Origin of the sequence: Mesorhizobium sp. B1-1-1 (assembly GCF_006442955.1) — a bacterium.
GTDB lineage: Bacteria > Pseudomonadota > Alphaproteobacteria > Rhizobiales > Rhizobiaceae > Mesorhizobium.
Genome location: NZ_VFWW01000012.1, coordinates 1 through 16917, shown reverse-complemented (window position 1 = coordinate 16917; position 16917 = coordinate 1). Strand labels below are relative to the sequence as shown.

At 61.9% G+C, this 16917-nt stretch carries 22 protein-coding genes and 1 pseudogene; 11 read left to right on the top strand and 12 right to left on the bottom strand.

Features of this window, described 5'->3' with window-relative positions:
* Positions 1 to 4 precede the first annotated feature (4 nt).
* From FJ986_RS23955 to FJ986_RS23940, 4 genes are all read left to right on the top strand, one after another.
* Positions 5 to 1186: an acetate/propionate family kinase gene (locus tag FJ986_RS23955; protein ID WP_140675998.1), complete on the top strand. Its 1182-nt coding sequence runs from the start codon at positions 5 to 7 to the stop codon at positions 1184 to 1186.
* Between the two features lie 106 nt (positions 1187 to 1292).
* Positions 1293 to 1751 carry a DUF2231 domain-containing protein gene (locus FJ986_RS23950; RefSeq protein WP_140496157.1) on the top strand — a complete coding sequence of 153 codons (459 nt, stop codon included), beginning with the start codon at positions 1293 to 1295 and terminating at the stop codon, positions 1749 to 1751.
* Positions 1738 to 3084 (top strand): sorbosone dehydrogenase family protein, encoded by a 1347-nt coding sequence (locus FJ986_RS23945; protein ID WP_140566331.1) that lies wholly within the window; start codon positions 1738 to 1740, stop codon positions 3082 to 3084. Before FJ986_RS23950 ends, FJ986_RS23945 begins: the two co-directional genes overlap by 14 nt.
* Before the next feature lie 173 nt (positions 3085 to 3257).
* Positions 3258 to 3455, top strand: a complete 198-nt coding sequence (locus FJ986_RS23940) for a hypothetical protein (RefSeq protein ID WP_140496155.1) — start codon at positions 3258 to 3260, stop codon at positions 3453 to 3455.
* A gap of 99 nt (positions 3456 to 3554) precedes the next feature.
* On the opposite strand, the gene FJ986_RS23935 is transcribed toward FJ986_RS23940, so the two are convergent.
* Positions 3555 to 5258, bottom strand: coding sequence for an HAD family hydrolase (locus FJ986_RS23935; RefSeq protein WP_140556677.1), 1704 nt, complete (start codon positions 5256 to 5258; stop codon positions 3555 to 3557).
* A gap of 269 nt (positions 5259 to 5527) precedes the next feature.
* On the opposite strand from FJ986_RS23935, the gene FJ986_RS23930 reads away from it, so the two are divergent.
* Both FJ986_RS23930 and FJ986_RS23925 read left to right on the top strand, forming a co-directional pair.
* The gene (locus tag FJ986_RS23930) at positions 5528 to 6337 is read left to right on the top strand and encodes a nucleotidyltransferase family protein (RefSeq protein WP_140496153.1); all 810 of its coding nucleotides are present in this window, start codon (positions 5528 to 5530) and stop codon (positions 6335 to 6337) included.
* Positions 6330 to 7079, top strand: coding sequence for a metallophosphoesterase (locus tag FJ986_RS23925; RefSeq protein ID WP_140496152.1), 750 nt, complete (start codon positions 6330 to 6332; stop codon positions 7077 to 7079). Before FJ986_RS23930 ends, FJ986_RS23925 begins: the two co-directional genes overlap by 8 nt.
* Before the next feature lie 25 nt (positions 7080 to 7104).
* On the opposite strand, the gene FJ986_RS23920 is transcribed toward FJ986_RS23925, so the two are convergent.
* Entirely contained in the window at positions 7105 to 7290 is a 186-nt protein-coding gene (locus FJ986_RS23920; protein WP_140496151.1) for a hypothetical protein, read from the bottom strand.
* A 202-nt stretch (positions 7291 to 7492) separates the two neighbouring features.
* Here FJ986_RS23920 and FJ986_RS23915 point away from each other — a divergent pair, with 202 nt between their 5' ends.
* On the top strand, positions 7493 to 7666 hold the full coding sequence (locus FJ986_RS23915) for a hypothetical protein (protein ID WP_140522262.1): 174 nt from the start codon (positions 7493 to 7495) through the stop codon (positions 7664 to 7666).
* 120 nt (positions 7667 to 7786) lie between these two features.
* Positions 7787 to 8224 carry a CBS domain-containing protein gene (locus FJ986_RS23910; RefSeq protein ID WP_140675995.1) on the top strand — a complete coding sequence of 146 codons (438 nt, stop codon included), beginning with the start codon at positions 7787 to 7789 and terminating at the stop codon, positions 8222 to 8224.
* Between the two features lie 54 nt (positions 8225 to 8278).
* Here FJ986_RS23910 and FJ986_RS23905 read toward each other — a convergent pair whose 3' ends face one another.
* The 3 genes from FJ986_RS23905 to FJ986_RS23895 all read right to left on the bottom strand — a co-directional run bounded on the left by FJ986_RS23905 (position 8279) and on the right by FJ986_RS23895 (position 10809).
* Positions 8279 to 9469, bottom strand: a complete 1191-nt coding sequence (locus FJ986_RS23905) for an NADH-quinone oxidoreductase subunit D (protein ID WP_140513582.1) — start codon at positions 9467 to 9469, stop codon at positions 8279 to 8281.
* Between the two features lie 77 nt (positions 9470 to 9546).
* Positions 9547 to 9933, bottom strand: coding sequence for a hypothetical protein (locus FJ986_RS23900; RefSeq protein ID WP_140513581.1), 387 nt, complete (start codon positions 9931 to 9933; stop codon positions 9547 to 9549).
* A 162-nt stretch (positions 9934 to 10095) separates the two neighbouring features.
* On the bottom strand, positions 10096 to 10809 hold the full coding sequence (locus tag FJ986_RS23895) for an MgtC/SapB family protein (RefSeq protein ID WP_348640451.1): 714 nt from the start codon (positions 10807 to 10809) through the stop codon (positions 10096 to 10098).
* Between the two features lie 150 nt (positions 10810 to 10959).
* Here FJ986_RS23895 and FJ986_RS23890 point away from each other — a divergent pair, with 150 nt between their 5' ends.
* A complete protein-coding gene (locus FJ986_RS23890; protein WP_140675992.1) occupies positions 10960 to 11577 on the top strand; it encodes an NAD(P)H-dependent oxidoreductase in 618 nt (205 codons plus the stop codon).
* A 46-nt stretch (positions 11578 to 11623) separates the two neighbouring features.
* Here the strand turns inward: FJ986_RS23890 and FJ986_RS23885 are convergent, their stop codons facing one another.
* A complete protein-coding gene (locus FJ986_RS23885; RefSeq protein ID WP_140496145.1) occupies positions 11624 to 11905 on the bottom strand; it encodes a hypothetical protein in 282 nt (93 codons plus the stop codon).
* A gap of 364 nt (positions 11906 to 12269) precedes the next feature.
* Here FJ986_RS23885 and FJ986_RS23880 point away from each other — a divergent pair, with 364 nt between their 5' ends.
* Positions 12270 to 12608, top strand: a complete 339-nt coding sequence (locus FJ986_RS23880; RefSeq protein WP_318012459.1) for a DUF427 domain-containing protein — start codon at positions 12270 to 12272, stop codon at positions 12606 to 12608.
* A 77-nt stretch (positions 12609 to 12685) separates the two neighbouring features.
* Here the strand turns inward: FJ986_RS23880 and FJ986_RS23875 are convergent, their stop codons facing one another.
* Genes FJ986_RS23875 through FJ986_RS23865 form a run of 3 tightly spaced genes read right to left on the bottom strand, consistent with a single transcriptional unit; the run spans position 12686 to position 14521 of the window.
* A complete protein-coding gene (locus tag FJ986_RS23875; RefSeq protein WP_140513578.1) occupies positions 12686 to 13102 on the bottom strand; it encodes an HD domain-containing protein in 417 nt (138 codons plus the stop codon).
* Positions 13103 to 13115: 13 nt separating this feature from the next.
* Positions 13116 to 14171 (bottom strand): ATP-dependent DNA ligase, encoded by a 1056-nt coding sequence (locus FJ986_RS23870; RefSeq protein WP_140676116.1) that lies wholly within the window; start codon positions 14169 to 14171, stop codon positions 13116 to 13118.
* Positions 14123 to 14521 carry a GFA family protein gene (locus tag FJ986_RS23865; protein ID WP_224704864.1) on the bottom strand — a complete coding sequence of 133 codons (399 nt, stop codon included), beginning with the start codon at positions 14519 to 14521 and terminating at the stop codon, positions 14123 to 14125. The genes FJ986_RS23870 and FJ986_RS23865 overlap by 49 nt, the downstream gene beginning before the upstream one ends.
* A 256-nt stretch (positions 14522 to 14777) precedes the next feature.
* Here FJ986_RS23865 and FJ986_RS23860 point away from each other — a divergent pair, with 256 nt between their 5' ends.
* Positions 14778 to 15386 (top strand): isochorismatase family cysteine hydrolase, encoded by a 609-nt coding sequence (locus FJ986_RS23860; protein WP_140522250.1) that lies wholly within the window; start codon positions 14778 to 14780, stop codon positions 15384 to 15386.
* Positions 15387 to 15405: 19 nt separating this feature from the next.
* Here FJ986_RS23860 and FJ986_RS23855 read toward each other — a convergent pair whose 3' ends face one another.
* From FJ986_RS23855 to FJ986_RS23850, 3 genes and pseudogenes are all read right to left on the bottom strand, one after another.
* Entirely contained in the window at positions 15406 to 15849 is a 444-nt protein-coding gene (locus tag FJ986_RS23855; RefSeq protein ID WP_140522248.1) for a PPC domain-containing DNA-binding protein, read from the bottom strand.
* Positions 15850 to 15994: 145 nt separating this feature from the next.
* Positions 15995 to 16159, bottom strand: a complete 165-nt coding sequence (locus FJ986_RS30550) for a hypothetical protein (protein WP_181165226.1) — start codon at positions 16157 to 16159, stop codon at positions 15995 to 15997.
* Positions 16160 to 16260: 101 nt separating this feature from the next.
* Positions 16261 to 16917, bottom strand: a pseudogene (locus FJ986_RS23850) (EmrB/QacA family drug resistance transporter); the annotation flags it as partial.

The following is a 16917-nucleotide window of genomic DNA, read 5'->3' as shown; positions in this document are numbered from 1 at the left end:
GCTCGTGACCAGCGCAATACTCGCCCTCAATGCAGGCTCGTCCAGCCTGAAGTTCGGCCTGTTCAAAGCTGGATCGCAAGAGGGGCCAGTGCTCAGGCTGAGCGGCGCATTCGAAGGCCTGGACGACGAGCCAAGCCTCGTCGCCAAGGACGCGTCGGGCAAATCCATCTTCAAACGCGCCGTCAAGCCCGCAAGCCCGCCCGTAGAGGTTCTCCTGCGGGACTTGTTCGATGTCCTCGATCCGTATCTTGCGCAGGCTCCGCTGAGCGCGGTCGGCCATCGCATCGTCCATGGTGGCAAGCGGTTTTCGACTCCGGTCCTGCTGACCGGCGAGATCGTCGAGGCGCTCGACGCGCTGACGCCGATGGCACCGCTCCACCAGCCGGCCGGCCTGGCGCCGGTTCGTGCGATCTCCAAACTGCTGCCCGGCCTACCCCAGATCGGTTGCTTCGACACCGCCTTTCACCGCACGCTGGAGCCGCCCGTCAACCGCTATGCGCTGCCGCGCGAGTTCGAGGAAAGCGGGATCCGCCGCTACGGCTTCCACGGCCTTTCCTACGAATTCGTCGCAGGCCAGCTGCAGGCGCTTTCGCCCGGACTCCGGGGCAAGCGTTGCGTGGTCGCGCATCTCGGCAGCGGATGCAGCCTGTGCGCCATGCGCGAAGGCAGAAGTCTCGACACCACCATGGGGTTCACCGCGCTTGACGGGTTGATGATGGCCACGCGGCCGGGCGCCATCGACCCCGGCGTGCTTCTCTACCTTCAGCAGGCGCGCGGCATGTCCGTGAAAGAGTTGGAGACCTTGCTCTATCACAAGTCCGGCCTGCTCGGCGTTTCGGGAGTGTCGGCAGATGTGCGGACCTTGCTTGGCAGCAAGGATCCTCGTGCGGCGGAGGCGATCGATCTCTTCACGTTTCGGATCGCCCGCGAGATCGCGGCGATGGGAGCCACGCTCCAGGGTATCGAGGCGCTGGTGTTCACGGGAGGGATCGGAGAGCATTCCTGGCAGATCCGTGAAGCGGTTTGCGAGCGCCTGCGATGGCTGGACGTGTTGCTCGACGCGAATGCAAACCGGTCGGGAAAAGGGCGGATCACCGGCGAGGGCAGCGCGGTCGATGTTTACGCAATCGCCACTAACGAAGAATTGATCATCGCCCGCCAGGTGCTGGCGACCGTGCCGATCTGACCGCTGAACTCGGTCCGCGGCGACCCGCCGGGACCATCAGGCAGGAACCTCCGGCCTTGGGGATTGTTTATGGGCCAACCAAGAGTTGATATGGAAGGACTTCCTCATGGCAAGGGAGAATCCGGCTTCCACGGCCAGCATCGCCGGCCATCCCATCCATCCGATGCTCGTGCCCATTCCCATCGCCTGCTTCGTCGGCGCATTGCTGACGGACCTGAACTACTGGCGGACGGCGGAGATGATGTGGGCGAATTTCTCCGCCTGGCTGCTGACGGTCGGGGTGATCGTCGGCGTGCTGGCCGCCATTGCCGGCTTCACCGACTTCCTGGGCGATCGCCGGGTGCGCGCACATAAAACGGCGTGGCTGCACATGCTGGGCAATGCGCTGGCGGTCATACTCTCCTTCTTCAACATGCTCATACATACCCGTGATGCCTGGACCTCGGTCCTGCCGACAGGCCTGATCCTGTCGGCACTGGTGGTACTCATCCTGATATTTACCGGCTGGCTGGGCTGGGCCCTTGTCTACCGCCACCACGTGGGAGTGGCCGATGAAACCGTTTGATCGATCCGGCAAGCGACGCGCTTATGGTACAGGGCTTGCGTTCCTTTGCTTTGCCACGCTCGGCACTGCCGGCTGCAGCGACGACGCCGCCGACCCAAGCACTCAGATCGGCCCCAACCCGAATTTGCCGGAGATAAAGCAATATCTGTTCCCGCCGATGCATCTTGCATCCGTCGTCGGTTGGAAGAAGGACGAAACGCCGACGGTAGCGCAGGGCCTGCAGATCCATGCGCTGGCGACCGGGCTTCAGCATCCGCGCTCGCTCTACATCCTGCCGAACGGCGATGTGCTGGTCGTCGAATCGAAGGCCCCGCCGGAACCGCCAGCCAAACGGCCGAAGGATATCGTGATGGGCCTGATCGAATCGCTTGTCACCTCGGGCGGCGATACGGGACCGAGCAACCGCATCACCTTGCTGCGTGACAGCAATGGCGACGGCGTGCCTGACGTCCGGGATGTGTTCCTCGATCACCTGAATTCGCCCTTCGGCGTCGCCCTGGTGGGAAACGACCTCTATGTTGCCAACACCGATGCGATCATGCGCTACCCCTACAAACCAGGCGACACCAAGATCACCGCGCCGGGTGTCAGGTTGACGGAATTGCCGGGCGGTCCGATCGATCATCATTGGACCAAAAGCCTCGTCGCCAGCCCGGACGGTTCGTTGCTCTATGTCGGCGTCGGTTCGAACAGCAACATCACCGAAAATGGCATCGGCGCGGAAAAGGATCGTGCCGCGATCTGGCAGGTGGACAGGGCCACCGGACGATCGCGCATTTTTGCCAGCGGATTGCGCAATCCGAACGGCTTGAGCTTCGAGCCGCAGACCGGAGCACTCTGGACCGTCGTCAACGAGCGCGATGAACTTGGGCCAAATCTGGTGCCGGACTACATGACATCGGTGAAGGATGGCGGCTTCTACGGCTGGCCGTACAGCTATTACGGCCAGCATGTCGATCCCCGGGTAATGCCGCAGCGCCCCGATCTGGTCGCCAAGGCGATCGTTCCCGACTATGCGCTGAGCTCGCATGTGGCACCGTTGGGCATGGCCTTCTACACCGGAACCAGCCTGCCGCAGACATATCGAGGCGGCGCCTTTGTCGGCGAGCACGGCAGCTGGGACCGTCCCGGGCTGAATGGCTACAAAGTCGTCTTCGTGCCATTCAGCGGTGGCCGTCCGAGCGGCATGGCTCAAGACGTCGTCACAGGTTTCCTCAACGACCAAGAGGAGGCGCGTGGTCGGCCGGTCGGCGTTGCCATCGACAAAACCGGAGCGCTGCTGATCGCGGACGATGTCGGAAACACAGTGTGGCGCGTCACACCCTCGGGGTGATGATCGCTGGTTCAGGCATGTCGCTCTCCCGCCGGTCGGCATCAAGCTCGGTCCGCCTTCGTCCCTTTGGCAGGATGTCACGAAATATTACGTGAGGGAACGTCGGCGCCGAAATCTGCATTCTCCGGGGGAGACGACCGTCGTCTCGAAGTTGGATTGAAAGGAGAATTACCATGCCCAATCAAGGTGGTAGCCACGAGCAACATGTGAAGGCGGGCCAGCAGAGCCACAAGAACACGGAAAACAAGAACCGCCAGCAGCAACAGGCCGCAGGCAACAATGAGCGGCAACAGGGCGACGGCTCCAACATGCGGGGCGGCTCGCACGAACAACATGTAAGAGCGGGCCAACAGAGCCACAAAAACCGCTAGGCATTTCAGCCAGGCGCGCTGACGCTCGCTCCGTATCATGACATGAGAAAGGTCCATCCCGAGGAATCGGGATGGGCTTGCGTCTACCCCGGCTCAAGGTCAGTCCGCGGGAGCAGTGTAACGGCGGCCAATGGCCTCGGCGATGGCCGCGCGGCTCTCCTGCATGTCCGTGCCGGTATCCGTTTCTATGTCCGCCACCTCGTCGGCGAGGTTCTTGTCCTTGATCTTGCTGCGGAACCATTTCGAATAATCGCCGGCGCGCAGGTGATGTTCCCAGGTGCGATCGTCGATGCCTTCTGCGATGTGAAGGAACATCATCAGGTTCTGCGCTTTCAGGTTAAGCGCTCCGTCCGGCCCCCGGAAATAGAAGCTGTTGTCGCCAAGGTCGCCCTCGGCATATTTGCGCATGTGCCGCTTGCGAACCTGGCGAGGCCGTTCGACCTTGACCGTCCTGATCGGCTCGCCCGATGATCGGTTCCAAAACAGGACTTCGTCCTTTGGAGGCGGCACGGCGCCGTCGGGAACGTCGATGCCGGTAGCGGCACAGAAGCTTGCGACGATCTTGTCGGCTTCCGGTCCAAGCGCCAGAACGGTTTCGACGCCAGCCAGGACGTCGCGCGAAACCAGATCGGGGTGCACGGTGATCAGAATGGTCGCGGGGAGGCTCTTGGGCAGCGCGAAAGACGCGCCGTCCCGGGCCTGAGGCAAAAGATGGTGCGCCTCATCGATGATCAGCCAATGCGGTCGGCCGGTGCGCGCTCGAATGCTGGCCATGTCCGGCAGCAGCTTGGCAAAATTGCCGGGCCGTTCGGCGGTCTTCAGCCCCAGCATGTTGACAGCGACATTGTTGGTTGGCTTGGACAGAAGATCGAAGACCTCACGCGAGATCGGCGGGGTCTTGGCGTCGCCAACCACCACCACATTCTCGAGTTCCTGATAGTCGCCTTCGGGGTCGAGAACGCAAAACTGAAACCCCTTCTCGACAAAGCGCTCGGTCAACGCGGTGGCAAGCGTGGATTTGCCGATCCCGGACGTGCCGGCCAGCAGCACGCCGCCGCCATGCGGTGAAAGGTGCACCTGCGCGCCCGCTATGTCGGTTCCCACTTCCACGTGTTGGCGAGCCGTCTCCACGAAGCCGGCATCGCGCGATATGAGCTGTTCGATCAGTTCCACCACGCCGGCACCTCGAGGGCTGGCTGTGACGAAATCCGCCGTTTCCTTAACGGTCGGCAATGCGTTGGCCACGGCGACGCCGAAGCCGACGGCGCGCAGGAATGCATGGTCGTTCTCGGCATCGCCGACACCGACGACGTTGTGGGCGGAAAACCCCAATTCCTCGAGTGCGCAGGCAAGGCCGGTGGCCTTGTTGACCCCGCTTGGCAGCACCATCACCGCGCCCTTGTTGAAGATGATCTCGAGCTCAAGTCCAAGCTCCTTGATTTCCGACAGCACGGCGGCTTCCTGTGGTTCCCAAGTGGCCACGACGCAGCGTCCGACCGACAGCGGCGCGACCCCGCGACGCTTCAGCCGGTCGACGAATTCAGCCGGAGGCGCCGGCGCCAAAAGCCGTTCCTTCTTCGAAGCGGGCGTATAGATCAACGCGCCGTTTTCGGCGACCACCCTGTCGAAGATGTCGAGTGCCGGAAAGACCCGCTCAAGATCGGCAAGCTCGCGGCCGGTCACCATGATCAGCTTGCGGCCCGTCTGCTTCAGCCGTTCGAGCGCAGCATAGGTCGCATCGGAGACGACCCCGTCTTCGGCGAGCGTGCCGTCATAGTCTGTCGCTAGGGCAAGAACATACATCCTGGATATCGTCTGCGCTTGAAACCAGACACCCCGATCGCCCGAAGGCAGCTTCGGCTGTCCGGGCTAACGATGCCGAATGGCGATGGTTCCATGCAGGGAAACGGCCCATGCAACCATATTGAAACCCAGGACTCCGCGGGTAATTTTGCCCGTCGCGCCCGATTTCCTTCAGGCCGCAACGCGACCGTGGCGGAACCAGGCAGGGTTCCCGCTGTTAACAACGCGGGCGATCAATCGGTTGCCGATGTGTGGGAGCCATGCGTGCCATGATCAACGATCCGTTGCCGGGAACTGTTCCGGCATCCCTTCCCGCGATCGACGCAAAGGCCGCCCCGACGCTCAAGAACGCCGAGGCGGAGGTGTTCTATACCGAAGCCATTCGCGAACTCGCCGCCACCGACATTCCTTTCCTTGTCGCCGGAACCTATGCGGTAAGCGCCTACACCGGCGTCATCCGTCAGACCAAGGATCTCGATATCTTCTGCAAGGCAGGCGACTTCTCGCGCATCCTGGCCCATTTCAAGCAGCTCGGCTATGCGGTCGAAATCGAGGATGACCGGTGGCTTGGGAAGGTCTTCAAGGGCACGCATTTCTTCGACATCATATTCGCCTCGGCGAATGGAACGATGCCGGTAAGTGACCAGTGGATGGAGCATGCCCGCCAAACCGAACTGCTGGGAAGCCGGGTGAGGATCGTCGGCCCGACCGAGCTCATATGGTCCAAATGCTTCATCCAGGACCGAGGGCGTCATGACGGGGCGGACATCGCCCATACGATCCTCAAGGCGCAGGACCAGATCGACTGGCACAGGCTGCTGTCCTACCTGGAAGTCCACTGGGAAGTGCTGCTGATGCAGATTCTCAGTTTCAGATGGATCTATCCGAGCGAGCGCGACCGCATCCCCACATGGCTGCTTGACGAACTGCTCGACCGCCTTGCCAAGCAGCGCCAATTGCCTTCCCCCAGAATGAAGATCTGCCGCGGGCGCCTGCTTTCGCAGACCGATTACGAAATCGACGTCAAGGAATGGGGCTTCGCCGGCGTCGGCGGTACAGGAGAATTTCGTGATGGCTGAACGGACCGAAGACGCTCCGGCGATGGAGGGCACCGCCACGATCAAGGTGGCGGCCGTTGGCGACCTGCATGTGAAGGAGGACGCCCAGACATCGTATCGCGATCTCTTCGGCGAAATGTCGCGCGAGGCCGATATCCTCGTTCTTCCAGGCGATCTGACCAATCTGGGCAAGCCCCGCGAAGCCGAGATCCTCGCCGAAGACCTGCGCGCCTGCTCTATCCCGGTGGTCGGCGTGCTCGGCAACCATGATTATGAATCCGGTGCGGTCGAGGACGTCGCGGAAATCCTGCGTCAAGCGGGCGTCCATCTCCTCGACGGGCAGACGACCGAAATAGAGGAGGTCGGTTTTGTCGGCGTGAAAGGGTTCGTCGGGGGGTTCGGTTCACGCATGCTCGGCTCCTTCGGCGAGCCGGCCATCAAGTCGATGGTCGCCGAGAGCGTCAGCGAGGCCATGCGGCTTGAGAACGCGATGCGCCAGGTTCGCGCAAAACGCACGCTTGTCATTTTGCACTACGCTCCGATCGTCGAGACCATCGCCGGCGAACCCCTGGAGATATTTCCGTTTCTGGGCTCGTCGCGGCTGGCGGAAACGATCGACCGGTTCCAGGTCAGTGCTGTCGTGCACGGCCATGCGCATCGGGGAAGCTATGAGGGCCGCACGCCCGGCGGGGCGAGGGTCTACAACGTCGCCATGCACGTTTCCAAACCGACCGGCCGACCCTATGCCTTGCTTGAAATCTGACGGAGTCGGGGCGCCGTCCCGACGGTCAGCTTACCGCTTTGATCGATTTTGCCAGTTCTTCGAGCTTGTGCGGATCGTTGCCGTGACGGCGCACGAGCTCGCGTGCCTGATTGGACGGCAGATCGGCTGTCGCCACCAGTTGCCGGACCTGTTCACTGTCGACCGCGACTTGGGGCAAGTTGCTGCCGGAAATTCTCTCGTCACCAGCCATCGTCTTTCTCCTCGATCGATGTCGAGACAACGGATTGGAAAACCGTCCGGTTCCGAAAGACGGGGCTGAAGTCGACCGGCGGATCCGATCGGCAGCGCGCCGTCTCGATCCGTGGCGGCAAGGCCGGAGGCGACCGCGAATTGGCCATGGAACAAATGACGCCGGCCAGGAGTTGCGTCCCGAATGAAGGGAGGTGATCCCGATGCCAAACCCAGGAAAACCAGATCCCAATCGCGACGTGCCGATGCCGGCGCCGACCTGGAAGCCCGAACCGATCGAGGAGCCTGATCCGGAACAACTCCCGGACGAGGCGCCTCTGCCCAATCCCGACGAGAACGAAGAGTCGCCGATGCATGCCGGCAGCCGCGTCGTCTGAACGTGCGACGCATGAATCCCGATCCCGTGGCAATGGAACCTCTTGGGCCGGCGCCATTGTCCCTCCATCGTGTTTCCATCACAGCAACGGCAAGGGGCGCTTCAACCAAAGGAGAACATCATGAAAGTTGGCAACTGCATGACGCAAGGCGTTCAGGTCGCCAGTCCGGACCAGACCCTGCGGGAGGCCGCCGCCGCCATGGCCAGCCTCGATGCCGGCGCTCTGCCCGTAGGCGAGGACGACCGGCTGGTCGGAATGATCACTGATCGCGACATCGCCGTCCGTGGCGTCGCCCAGGGTAGGGGCCCGGATACGCGGATACGCGAAGTGATGAGCGCCGAGATCAGGTACTGTTACGACGACGAGGAGATCGAAGACGTGCTCCAGCAGATGGGGGACATTCAGGTTAGACGGCTGCCGGTGATCAGCCGTGAAAAACGGCTGGTTGGCATCATCTCGCTTGGCGATCTCACGAAGAATGGCGAGGCCGCACGAGCCGGCGAAGCGCTGAACGGCATCTCACAGCCAGGCGGCGCGCATTCGCAGACGGCACACTGACCATCGATGACAGAGCGAGAGCGCTGCCCGCGCCCAGCGGGCGGCGACGGCGGTTCAGCGATCGATCTCTCCAAAGACGATGTCGAGGGAGCCGATGATCGCCGAGACGTCGGCGATCATGTGCCCCCGGGACAGATAGTCCATCGCCTGCAGATGTGCGAAGGACGGCGCGCGAATCTTGCACCGGTAAGGAACATTGCCCCCATCCGAAACCAGATAGACGCCGAACTCGCCTTTCGGCGCCTCGACGGCGGCATAGACCTCGCCCTCGGGCACGTGATGGCCTTCCGTGTAAAGCTTGAAATGGTGAATGGTCGCTTCCATGGAGCGTTTCATCTCCGCGCGGCGTGGCGGCGTGATCTTCCGGTTGGGAATTGCGACCGGTCCTTGGCCTTGCGGCGACCGTAGCTTGTCAAGACATTGCCTCATGATCCGGACCGACTGGCGCATCTCCTCCATTCGTACGAGGTAGCGGTCATAGCAGTCGCCATTCTTGCCGATGGGAATATCGAATTCCATCTGCGGGTAGGATTCGTAAGGCTGCGCCTTGCGCAAATCCCATGCCGCGCCCGACCCACGCACCATTACGCCCGAAAACCCCCAAGCCCAGGCATCGTCGAGACCGATGACACCGACGTCGACATTGCGTTGCTTGAAGATGCGGTTTTCGGTGAGCAGTTCTTCGAGATTGTCGCAGACCTTGAGGAACGGGTCGCAGAAATCCCAGATATCGTCCAACAGGTCCGGGGGAAGATCCTGATGTACGCCGCCGACCCTGAAATAGTTGGCGTGCATGCGGGCGCCCGATGCCCGTTCATAAAACACCATCAGTTTCTCGCGTTCGGCGAAACCCCAGAGCGGCGGCGTGAGGGCGCCGATATCCATTGCCTGCGTGGTGACATTGAGCAGATGGGACAGCAGCCGGCCGATCTCGCAATACAGCACGCGAATGAGCTGGCCGCGCTGTGGAACCGAGATCCCGAGCAGCTTCTCCGCCGCCAGGCAGAAGGCGTGCTCCTGATTCATCGGCGCCACATAGTCGAGCCTGTCGAAATAGGGCAGGGCCTGCAGGTAGTTCTTGTACTCGATCAACTTCTCCGTGCCTCGATGCAGCAGCCCGATATGCGGATCGACGCGTTCGACGACTTCGCCATCGAGTTCGAGTACCAGCCGCAGGACGCCATGCGCCGCAGGGTGCTGCGGCCCGAAGTTTATCGTGAAATTGCGGACCGTCGCGTCAGCCATGACGCCGTCCTTCGACCTTTGCCGCCTGGCAGCGGAAATGGGACATCCGCCGAAGCATCGAGTGCTGCCCCACGCCGTCAGGTCGTGGTCTGGATGATCAGCGTCAGCGTGCCGTCGCCGTCAATGTTGGCCGCCACCACTTCGGAGGCATCGAGCCCATTCGCGGCCAGGACCGAGGAGGCTTCCGGCGACGCGCTGACCGAGCGCTGCAGGACGTGAAGGTCTTCCTGACTGGTCTGGGCAACCACGGTCTCGACCTTGGCCTTGAGGTCGGGTGGCAAGTCCGCCAATGCGACGATGGCTATGTTGGTGAATGTCTGTCCGGTGATGCCCTGGTCGGGGCCGGTCTGACCTGGCACGGCTTCCGGTGCCGGTGCGTCCGGGGGAAGGGGTGCGTTTTGGGACTGAGCATGGGCAGGCAAAGCCAGAGTGAGTGCCGCCAGGATGATGATTGCCTTATTCATGATATCTTCCTTCCTTGTTCGAGGAGGGTCGATCGGGATGACGCGCGACAGGGACAGCAAGCCATCGCCTCGAACAGTGTTGCGTGTTCAAAGCGCGAAGTCCGGATTTGTTCCGGCTCCGATCGAATCCAAGGCAGGGACGAGGACGCATCGCTGCCCTGCCTATGGTCGGGGACCTTTATCGCTGATCGCGTCAAACCGTTCGATGTCGTAGCGCGGACTGATCCGCGCCAGTATCTCGACGGAGGGTTTGGCCGCGTCGGGCTGTTTCCAGCTCAGCTCGAAGGAGAATACGAACCGGCCGCGCTCGATGTCGTGCTGCATTCCGAGAAAGCGCCAGCGATAGCCCAGCGGTTGAACCAGCGCGTCGAGGTCAGGCGGAACGCCGTTCGCCGACGAGATCGCCAGGATCGCATGATGGGTTCGTGGGACCCACAGATCGACCTGCTTCAGCACCTGAAGCGTTATCAACGTCAAAACCGTCCCCGCTGTGCCAAGTGCCAGTTGCCCGCCGCCGAAGGCGAGGCCGATTGCGGTCATGACCCACAAGGTGGCGGCCGTGGTGACACCCGTCACGAAATCGCCGCGGCGGAGAATGGCTCCGCCGCCAATGAAACCGACACCCGTCAGCACGCCCAGCGGAAAACGCAGCACGTCCATCACACTGAACGAATCCGCATCCTTGCCACCCACCTCGAGCAGGATATTGGCCTGCATCATCGCGATCGCGGCCGCCAGGCCGACCAGAACGGTTGTTCTGAGCCCGGCGGTGTGGCCGCGGGCTTCCCTGTTCATTCCGATGATCCCGCCGGCAACAAAAGCAAGAGCCAGGCGCAGGGCTAGGTCGGTCAAGGTTGGATGAAGCGGCATGGTCATAGCGGGGACGACTCACGCAATGGCTCGTTCTCCAACACCGCGGAGCGTTCGATGGTTCCCAAGGATGGAAGGTGAAGCTTCTTGTCGGGTTTCAGGAAACCCATGACGTCCCGCTGCGTTTGGCACAGAACTCACTCGGGAGATCTTTCCATGCCGCTCACCGCCTTTGCGCTCAATTGCACCTTGAAGGCCTCCGACGACGCCGAGAAGTCGTCCACGGACCGCCTGCTGGCGGATCTGCTGGCGGCAATGGTGCCGCATGGGGTCCGCGGCGAGATTGTTCGCGCCCTCGACTATGACGTCAAACCCGGCGTGCTGTCGGACATGGGCGAGGGAGACGGTTGGCCGCAGCTCCGCAGGAAGATCCTCGACGCCGACATCTTCGTGCTGGGCCTGCCCATCTGGCTCGGCCAGCCGTCGAGTGTCGCCAAGCGCATCCTGGAGCGCATGGATGCGTTTCTATCGGAGACCGACAAACAAGGCCGGATGCCGGCCGCCGGCAAGGTCGCGATCGTGGCGATCGTCGGCAATGAAGACGGCGCTCACGCCTGTCACGCGGCGTGCTTTCAGGCGCTAAACGACGTCGGCTTCACGATTCCTGCCAATGGCGGCGTGTATTGGGTTGGGCAGGCTATGGGCGACGTCAACTATGTCGACCTGCCCGGAACGCCGAAAGCCGTGGTCGAGATGATCGAAATGACGGCTTCGAATGCGGCCCATCTGGCCAGCGTGCTGAAGGAAAGGCAGTATCCCGGCGTCGGAAAGTGAAGAGATTTTCGTGACGCACGGAGTGCCCGTGTCGGCGCCCTTGGGGTCAGGGCTCGTCAAAAGGCCCGGCTCGCCTGGCCAGATCGCGCGATATGGCACCTTCCTCTTCGTCATCGGGCAATGCCTCGTCGCTGTTCTGGTAGGCGTTGTCATCGTCCTCCTCCGGCAGGTCGCCTTCCTTCTCGACGTCGACGACGGCGTCGACATTGTCGGACACCTTGTCTGGAAGAACCCTGCCGCCCTTGATTGCATCCCAGTCCGCCTGCTGGATTGCCGGGGCTTCAGTTTCGTCCCGTTGTTCGGATCGTTGCTTCTTGCGCGGTTCCATCTCATGTCTCCGATATGAACGGGTGCCTCATGTGGCCCCTTTGTCGCCAGTTGCGTCGCTTTCCGCCGCCAGAACTCGGCTATCCTGATGGATCGTGGAATCGGAAAGGCTAACGGATAACCGCCGACCCGGCCCGTTGTTCCTCTCAGTGGGATCGGTTGGTGTTCCGCCTTGGGCCTGGGATGCAGCATCGCGGGGTAGCCGCCGCATTCGCGCAACCAATCCCGCATTACCTCGTTTTGCCTTTGAGACCGGCCCTTGAACTTTACCAATTGGAAATCTCAGAGACACTCAAATGAACCCTTCAGCCGAGCCCCGATCACCGTCGGGAAACAATCTCCATATTCAGCCTTTCCATGGAACGGTGACTGTCAGATTCTCCGACGCCATCATCGCCTCCACCGAACATGCGCTGCAGGTCCAGGAAACGGGGAGGGATCCTGTGTTCTACATCCCGTTCCAGGACATCTATTTCGACCTGCTCGAGAAAACCGATACCACCTCGATATCGCCAAAAGGCACTGCGAGCTATTGGCGCGTGCATGCCGTTGGCGGATCGGCGGATGATTTCATGTGGGCGTATGAAGAGCCCGAGGCGCCTGTCCGGGTGCTTGCTCGCCACGCCGCCTTCGATCCCGGCAAGGCTCGCATAGACGCCGATCCCGCTGAAGACGAGCGCCACACGCCTCACATAGTGGAATAGCAGGACAGCGGCAGGATTTATCCAAGGGAACCGATTCCATTGGGTTGTCGTGCGATGACACCGGGCCCAGGTCGCCTTCACGCTGCGCGGTCTTCGTCGAGAATGCGCAGGCCCTCTTCAAATTTCGCGAGGGGAATCCCGGCCCGCCGCGCTTGCCACAGGTTGTCGGCCAGATCCGCACGCTTGACCGGCCGCGCCAGGGGATTTGACGCAGCCCGGCGCACGAAAGCGATTTCATTCTCGCCAGGCCTCTTCGTCAGCGCATCGACCGCAGCGACAATCGAGGGACCAAACCCCGCCGATTTCAGCCTTGTCCTTGTCCAGCCTTCCCCTTTTTCGAGGACGTCATGCAGATAAGCCACGATCTTCTGGTCAAGGGTTTCGACCGTGTCGACCACGCGCCTGCAGTGTTCGATATAGGGTTGCCCGGTCTTGTCGGTCTGCGATCGATGCGCGTCCTCGGCAATCTTGGCCGCGCGGTAGAGCATGCTCATTGCCAGCCTCCCTTCATTCAATCTGTTCGAACCCGCATTGCCGGGGCGCCTTGTCCGGCCGCCATCGCAGCAGTTTCGTTCCATGGCGAAACCGATTGCCGGTGACGTGATCGAAACGGACTTCGACCACCAACTCCGGCCGCACGGGCTCCCACTCCCCGCTGCGTTCGGTGCTCCAGCGGCTCGGCCCGCCGGGAGCCTTGCCGGTAAAGCCGGGTCCGCCTCTCAGGTTCTCGAGCTTCGCGGTAATTTCTGCCCTGTCGTCCTTGCCGATCGTCGACGTAAACCCGACATGGTCGAGTTTGCCGTGGTCGTCATAGAGACCGAGCAGCAGGGATCCGACCTGGCTGCTGCCCGTCAGGTAGCGGAACCCGCCGACGACACAGTCCGCGGTGCGCAGCCGCTTCACCTTGATCATGGTGCGCTCGCCCGGCCGATAAGGGTCCATCAGCAGTTTGGCGACAACTCCATCGGTGGAGCCGTGGCCGGCCTCGCCCAGCCAGCGCCTGGCGGTGGTCACGTCGGTGGTGCGCGGCGACAACCGCAACGAGGAAACGCCCGACCTCATGACGAAGCGCTCAATCGCGGCCCGTCGTTCCGTCAAGCTCTTGTCGAGCATGATCCCCCCGTCCGGATCGGCGAGAATATCGAACAGGACGAGACGGGCCGGGGTTTGCGCGCTCAGCATGCGAATCCTGCTTTCGGCAGGGTGAAGCCGCATCTGCAAGGCCTCGAAGGAAGGATCGCCATTCACTTCGATGACTATCTCGCCGTCAAGAACGAAAGACTGGGTATCGAGATCGCGCAACAGTGTCGTTATTTCCGGAAAATACCGGCTGAGCGGCTTGCCGGACTTGGCCCTGAGATCGACGCTTGCGGTGCCTTTGAAGGCCAGGCAGCGGAATCCGTCCCACTTCGGCTCATACTGCCAGAGACCGTCGTCGCCCGGCAGTGCGTCGGCCGCCTTGGCCTCCATGGGGCGGGTATCCAAAGGCAGCGGAAAAGCAGCGGCCACGGCTTCTACCACCGCTCTTCGGCGTCGTGGTGCGGCAGGTCCACACCGCAGCATGTCCATCCGAGCCGTTGCGCGGATCCGTAATTGTAGCGTGGCTCGAGATCGGCGGGATCGTCGAAGGTTCCGACATGCAGGGCGATCTCATCCGGCGATGCATCGTAGGCCAACGCGACGGGCGATCCGCAGTCGCGGCAGAAGCTTCTTTGTGCGATGGGTGATGACCTGCGGCAGAAAGGCTTGTTGGAAAGCCATTCCAAGCTGGCTGATGGTACCCACGCCAGGACTGCGAACGCACTGCCGGTCGAGCGTCGGCACATGTCGCAGTGGCAATAGTGAGTGCGCGGCCTGGAGATGGTGCGATAGCGGACGTTGCCGCACAGGCATCCCCCGGTTCGTTCTCTCATTTCTTGCTGCGCGACCATTGGCCGATCTCTCGAACCTCGATGCTGGTCAACGTTCCACCGATGATGTGGTTTCCGAGAGCCCGAGGGGAACGAGTTTCGCTGCCTCGCGTTTGGTCGGCACTCGAGAAACTGGGGACTAGCGCAAGGATGTCGACTTGAACGGAACCCCTATGCGGCTGGCATGTGCGTTCAGGTATCCGTCCCTGGCCGCCTTGTGCCGGCTCGACGCCGAAGACGACAAAGCGGGTCGCTGCTGATGTCGGCTCCGGGTCTGGCATATGGACCTCTGGGCGATCATTGTGCCCATCTGTGTGTCGACATGCAGCGGCTGTTCGCCGAGCCGTCGGAGTGGGCGACACCCTGGATCACCCGTGTCCTTCCCCGGATCGTCAGCCTTGCCGAAAGATATCCTTCACAAACGATCTTCACTCGCTTCCTTCCGGCGCGACGCCCGGGGCAGGGCACCGGCACCTGGAAGCGGTACTATGAACGCTGGGCATCGATGACCATCGACAGGATCGGCGAGGAGATGATCGAACTCCTGCCGCCGCTGGCGGCATGCTGCCCGCCGGCGATCGTTGTCGACAAGCACATCTACTCACCGTGGCCCGAAGGGCATCTGCACACGCTGCTTTCATCCCGCCGGATCGACACTCTCGTCATCACCGGCGGCGAGACCGACGTCTGCGTTCTGGCGACAGTGCTTGGCGCGATCGATATCGGCTACCGCGTGGTTCTGGTGACGGATGCCCTGTGCAGCTCTTCGGATGCAACACACGACGCGCTGATGACCGTCTATCATCAGCGGTTCGCGCAGCAGGTCGAAACGGTCGAGATGGAGACGGTTCTTTCCAACTGGACCTGATCTCGAAGCAATGTCCAGGTCAGGCGCTCAGGTCGATCAAGGCGATGCCGAGATCGGCGTGTTTCGTGCGGCGCAGATGAGCGGGGGACTCGACCAGTGTGACCTCCAGGGTCGGTCGCACCACGCCGCCCAGCAGATGTCCGCCCCGCGTCGCTCCGTCGCTCAGTCCGAGCACGGCATGCAGGTGGAGGCTGGGCTTGCCGTCATCGCCCAAGGCAATGTCGCCGATCGCGCTGAGAACCTCGCACTGCTCGTTGACCGGTATCTTGCGATAGTCCTTTGCCTCGAAATCGAACCAACCGACCGCTGCTCGCTCGAACGCGCCGAGCGCGGTCAGCGATGCGCCGTCGATCTGTTCTTCGCTGGCAAAGGCAGTGAGCACGCCAATCGCCTCTTCGCCAGGCTCGAGCACCACCACGAAGGTCCTCTGTCCCGCGACTTTCGAAACCAGTTTCGATTTCATTGCCGTTGTCCTGTGGCCAAGGTGCAGAAACCTTGGCGGTGAATTTTCAGGCCGGCCCACTTATTCGAACGAACCGTTCGCGTCCCGGTTCCATATTGCGGCAGGCGCGCGGCGTCGAAGCGGCCGGCAGTATCCGCCCGAACGCCTACCCCTCAGCCTTGAAGTTCTTGGCTTCCTTTTTCACCTCTTTCCTGTCGTTGTCGTGCTTGCGGATAAGATCTTTCGCCTGCTTGGGCGAGACGTCGGTCGTTTCGGCCAGATGCACGGCTTCGCGATCTTCGTCTTGTGGCCGGATCTTTTCCTTGGCCATCGGTCTGTCTCCTTTTTTCCGTGTCATGGGACGTAACCAGACAAGCGCCGCCCGGTTCCATGAAACTGCCTTGCTCGAAGGAGCGCCTGCCTCGGTAGAAGCTATTTCGCGGAGGAACTCGACTTGGGAGAGCGCAGCAAAAGTGCGAGCGGCACGAGCAGGGCGGTCGCGATCGCGGAGTAGCGAAACAAGTCCACGTAAGCCAGAAGCGTCGCCTGCCGGCCTATCGTCTGGCCAATCCAGCCGACCGCCTGGACTTTCGCCTCGACCGCGGGCGAGCCCTGAGCGACGAAATAGTCAGTCATGCGCCGAAGCATCTGCTGATAGACAGGCGAGGACTGCGCCGTGTTGCCGATCAGATGGGTCTGATGCAGTTGTGCGTTCTGCGCCACGACGGTGTTGGAGAGCGATACGCCGACGCTGCCGCCGATATTGCGGGCGACATTGATCAGCGCCGAGGCCTGGTTGGTCTTTTGCGGCGGCAGGCCGACATAGGCGGCCGTCGAAATGGGGATGAACAGGAAGGGAAGCCCTACCGTGATGAAAATGCGGGCATAGGTGAAATAGCTGAAACCGGCATTCGGCGACAGTGAAGTCAGGTGCCACAATCCCACGGCAACCGCCGACATGCCGATCATGATCAGGTATTTCGGCTGCACGAAGCCGGAGGCGAAGCCGGAAATCGGCATCAGCATCAGCATGGCGATGCCGCCAGGCATCATCGAAAGTCCCGAAAGCGTCGCGGTGTAGTCGAAGGT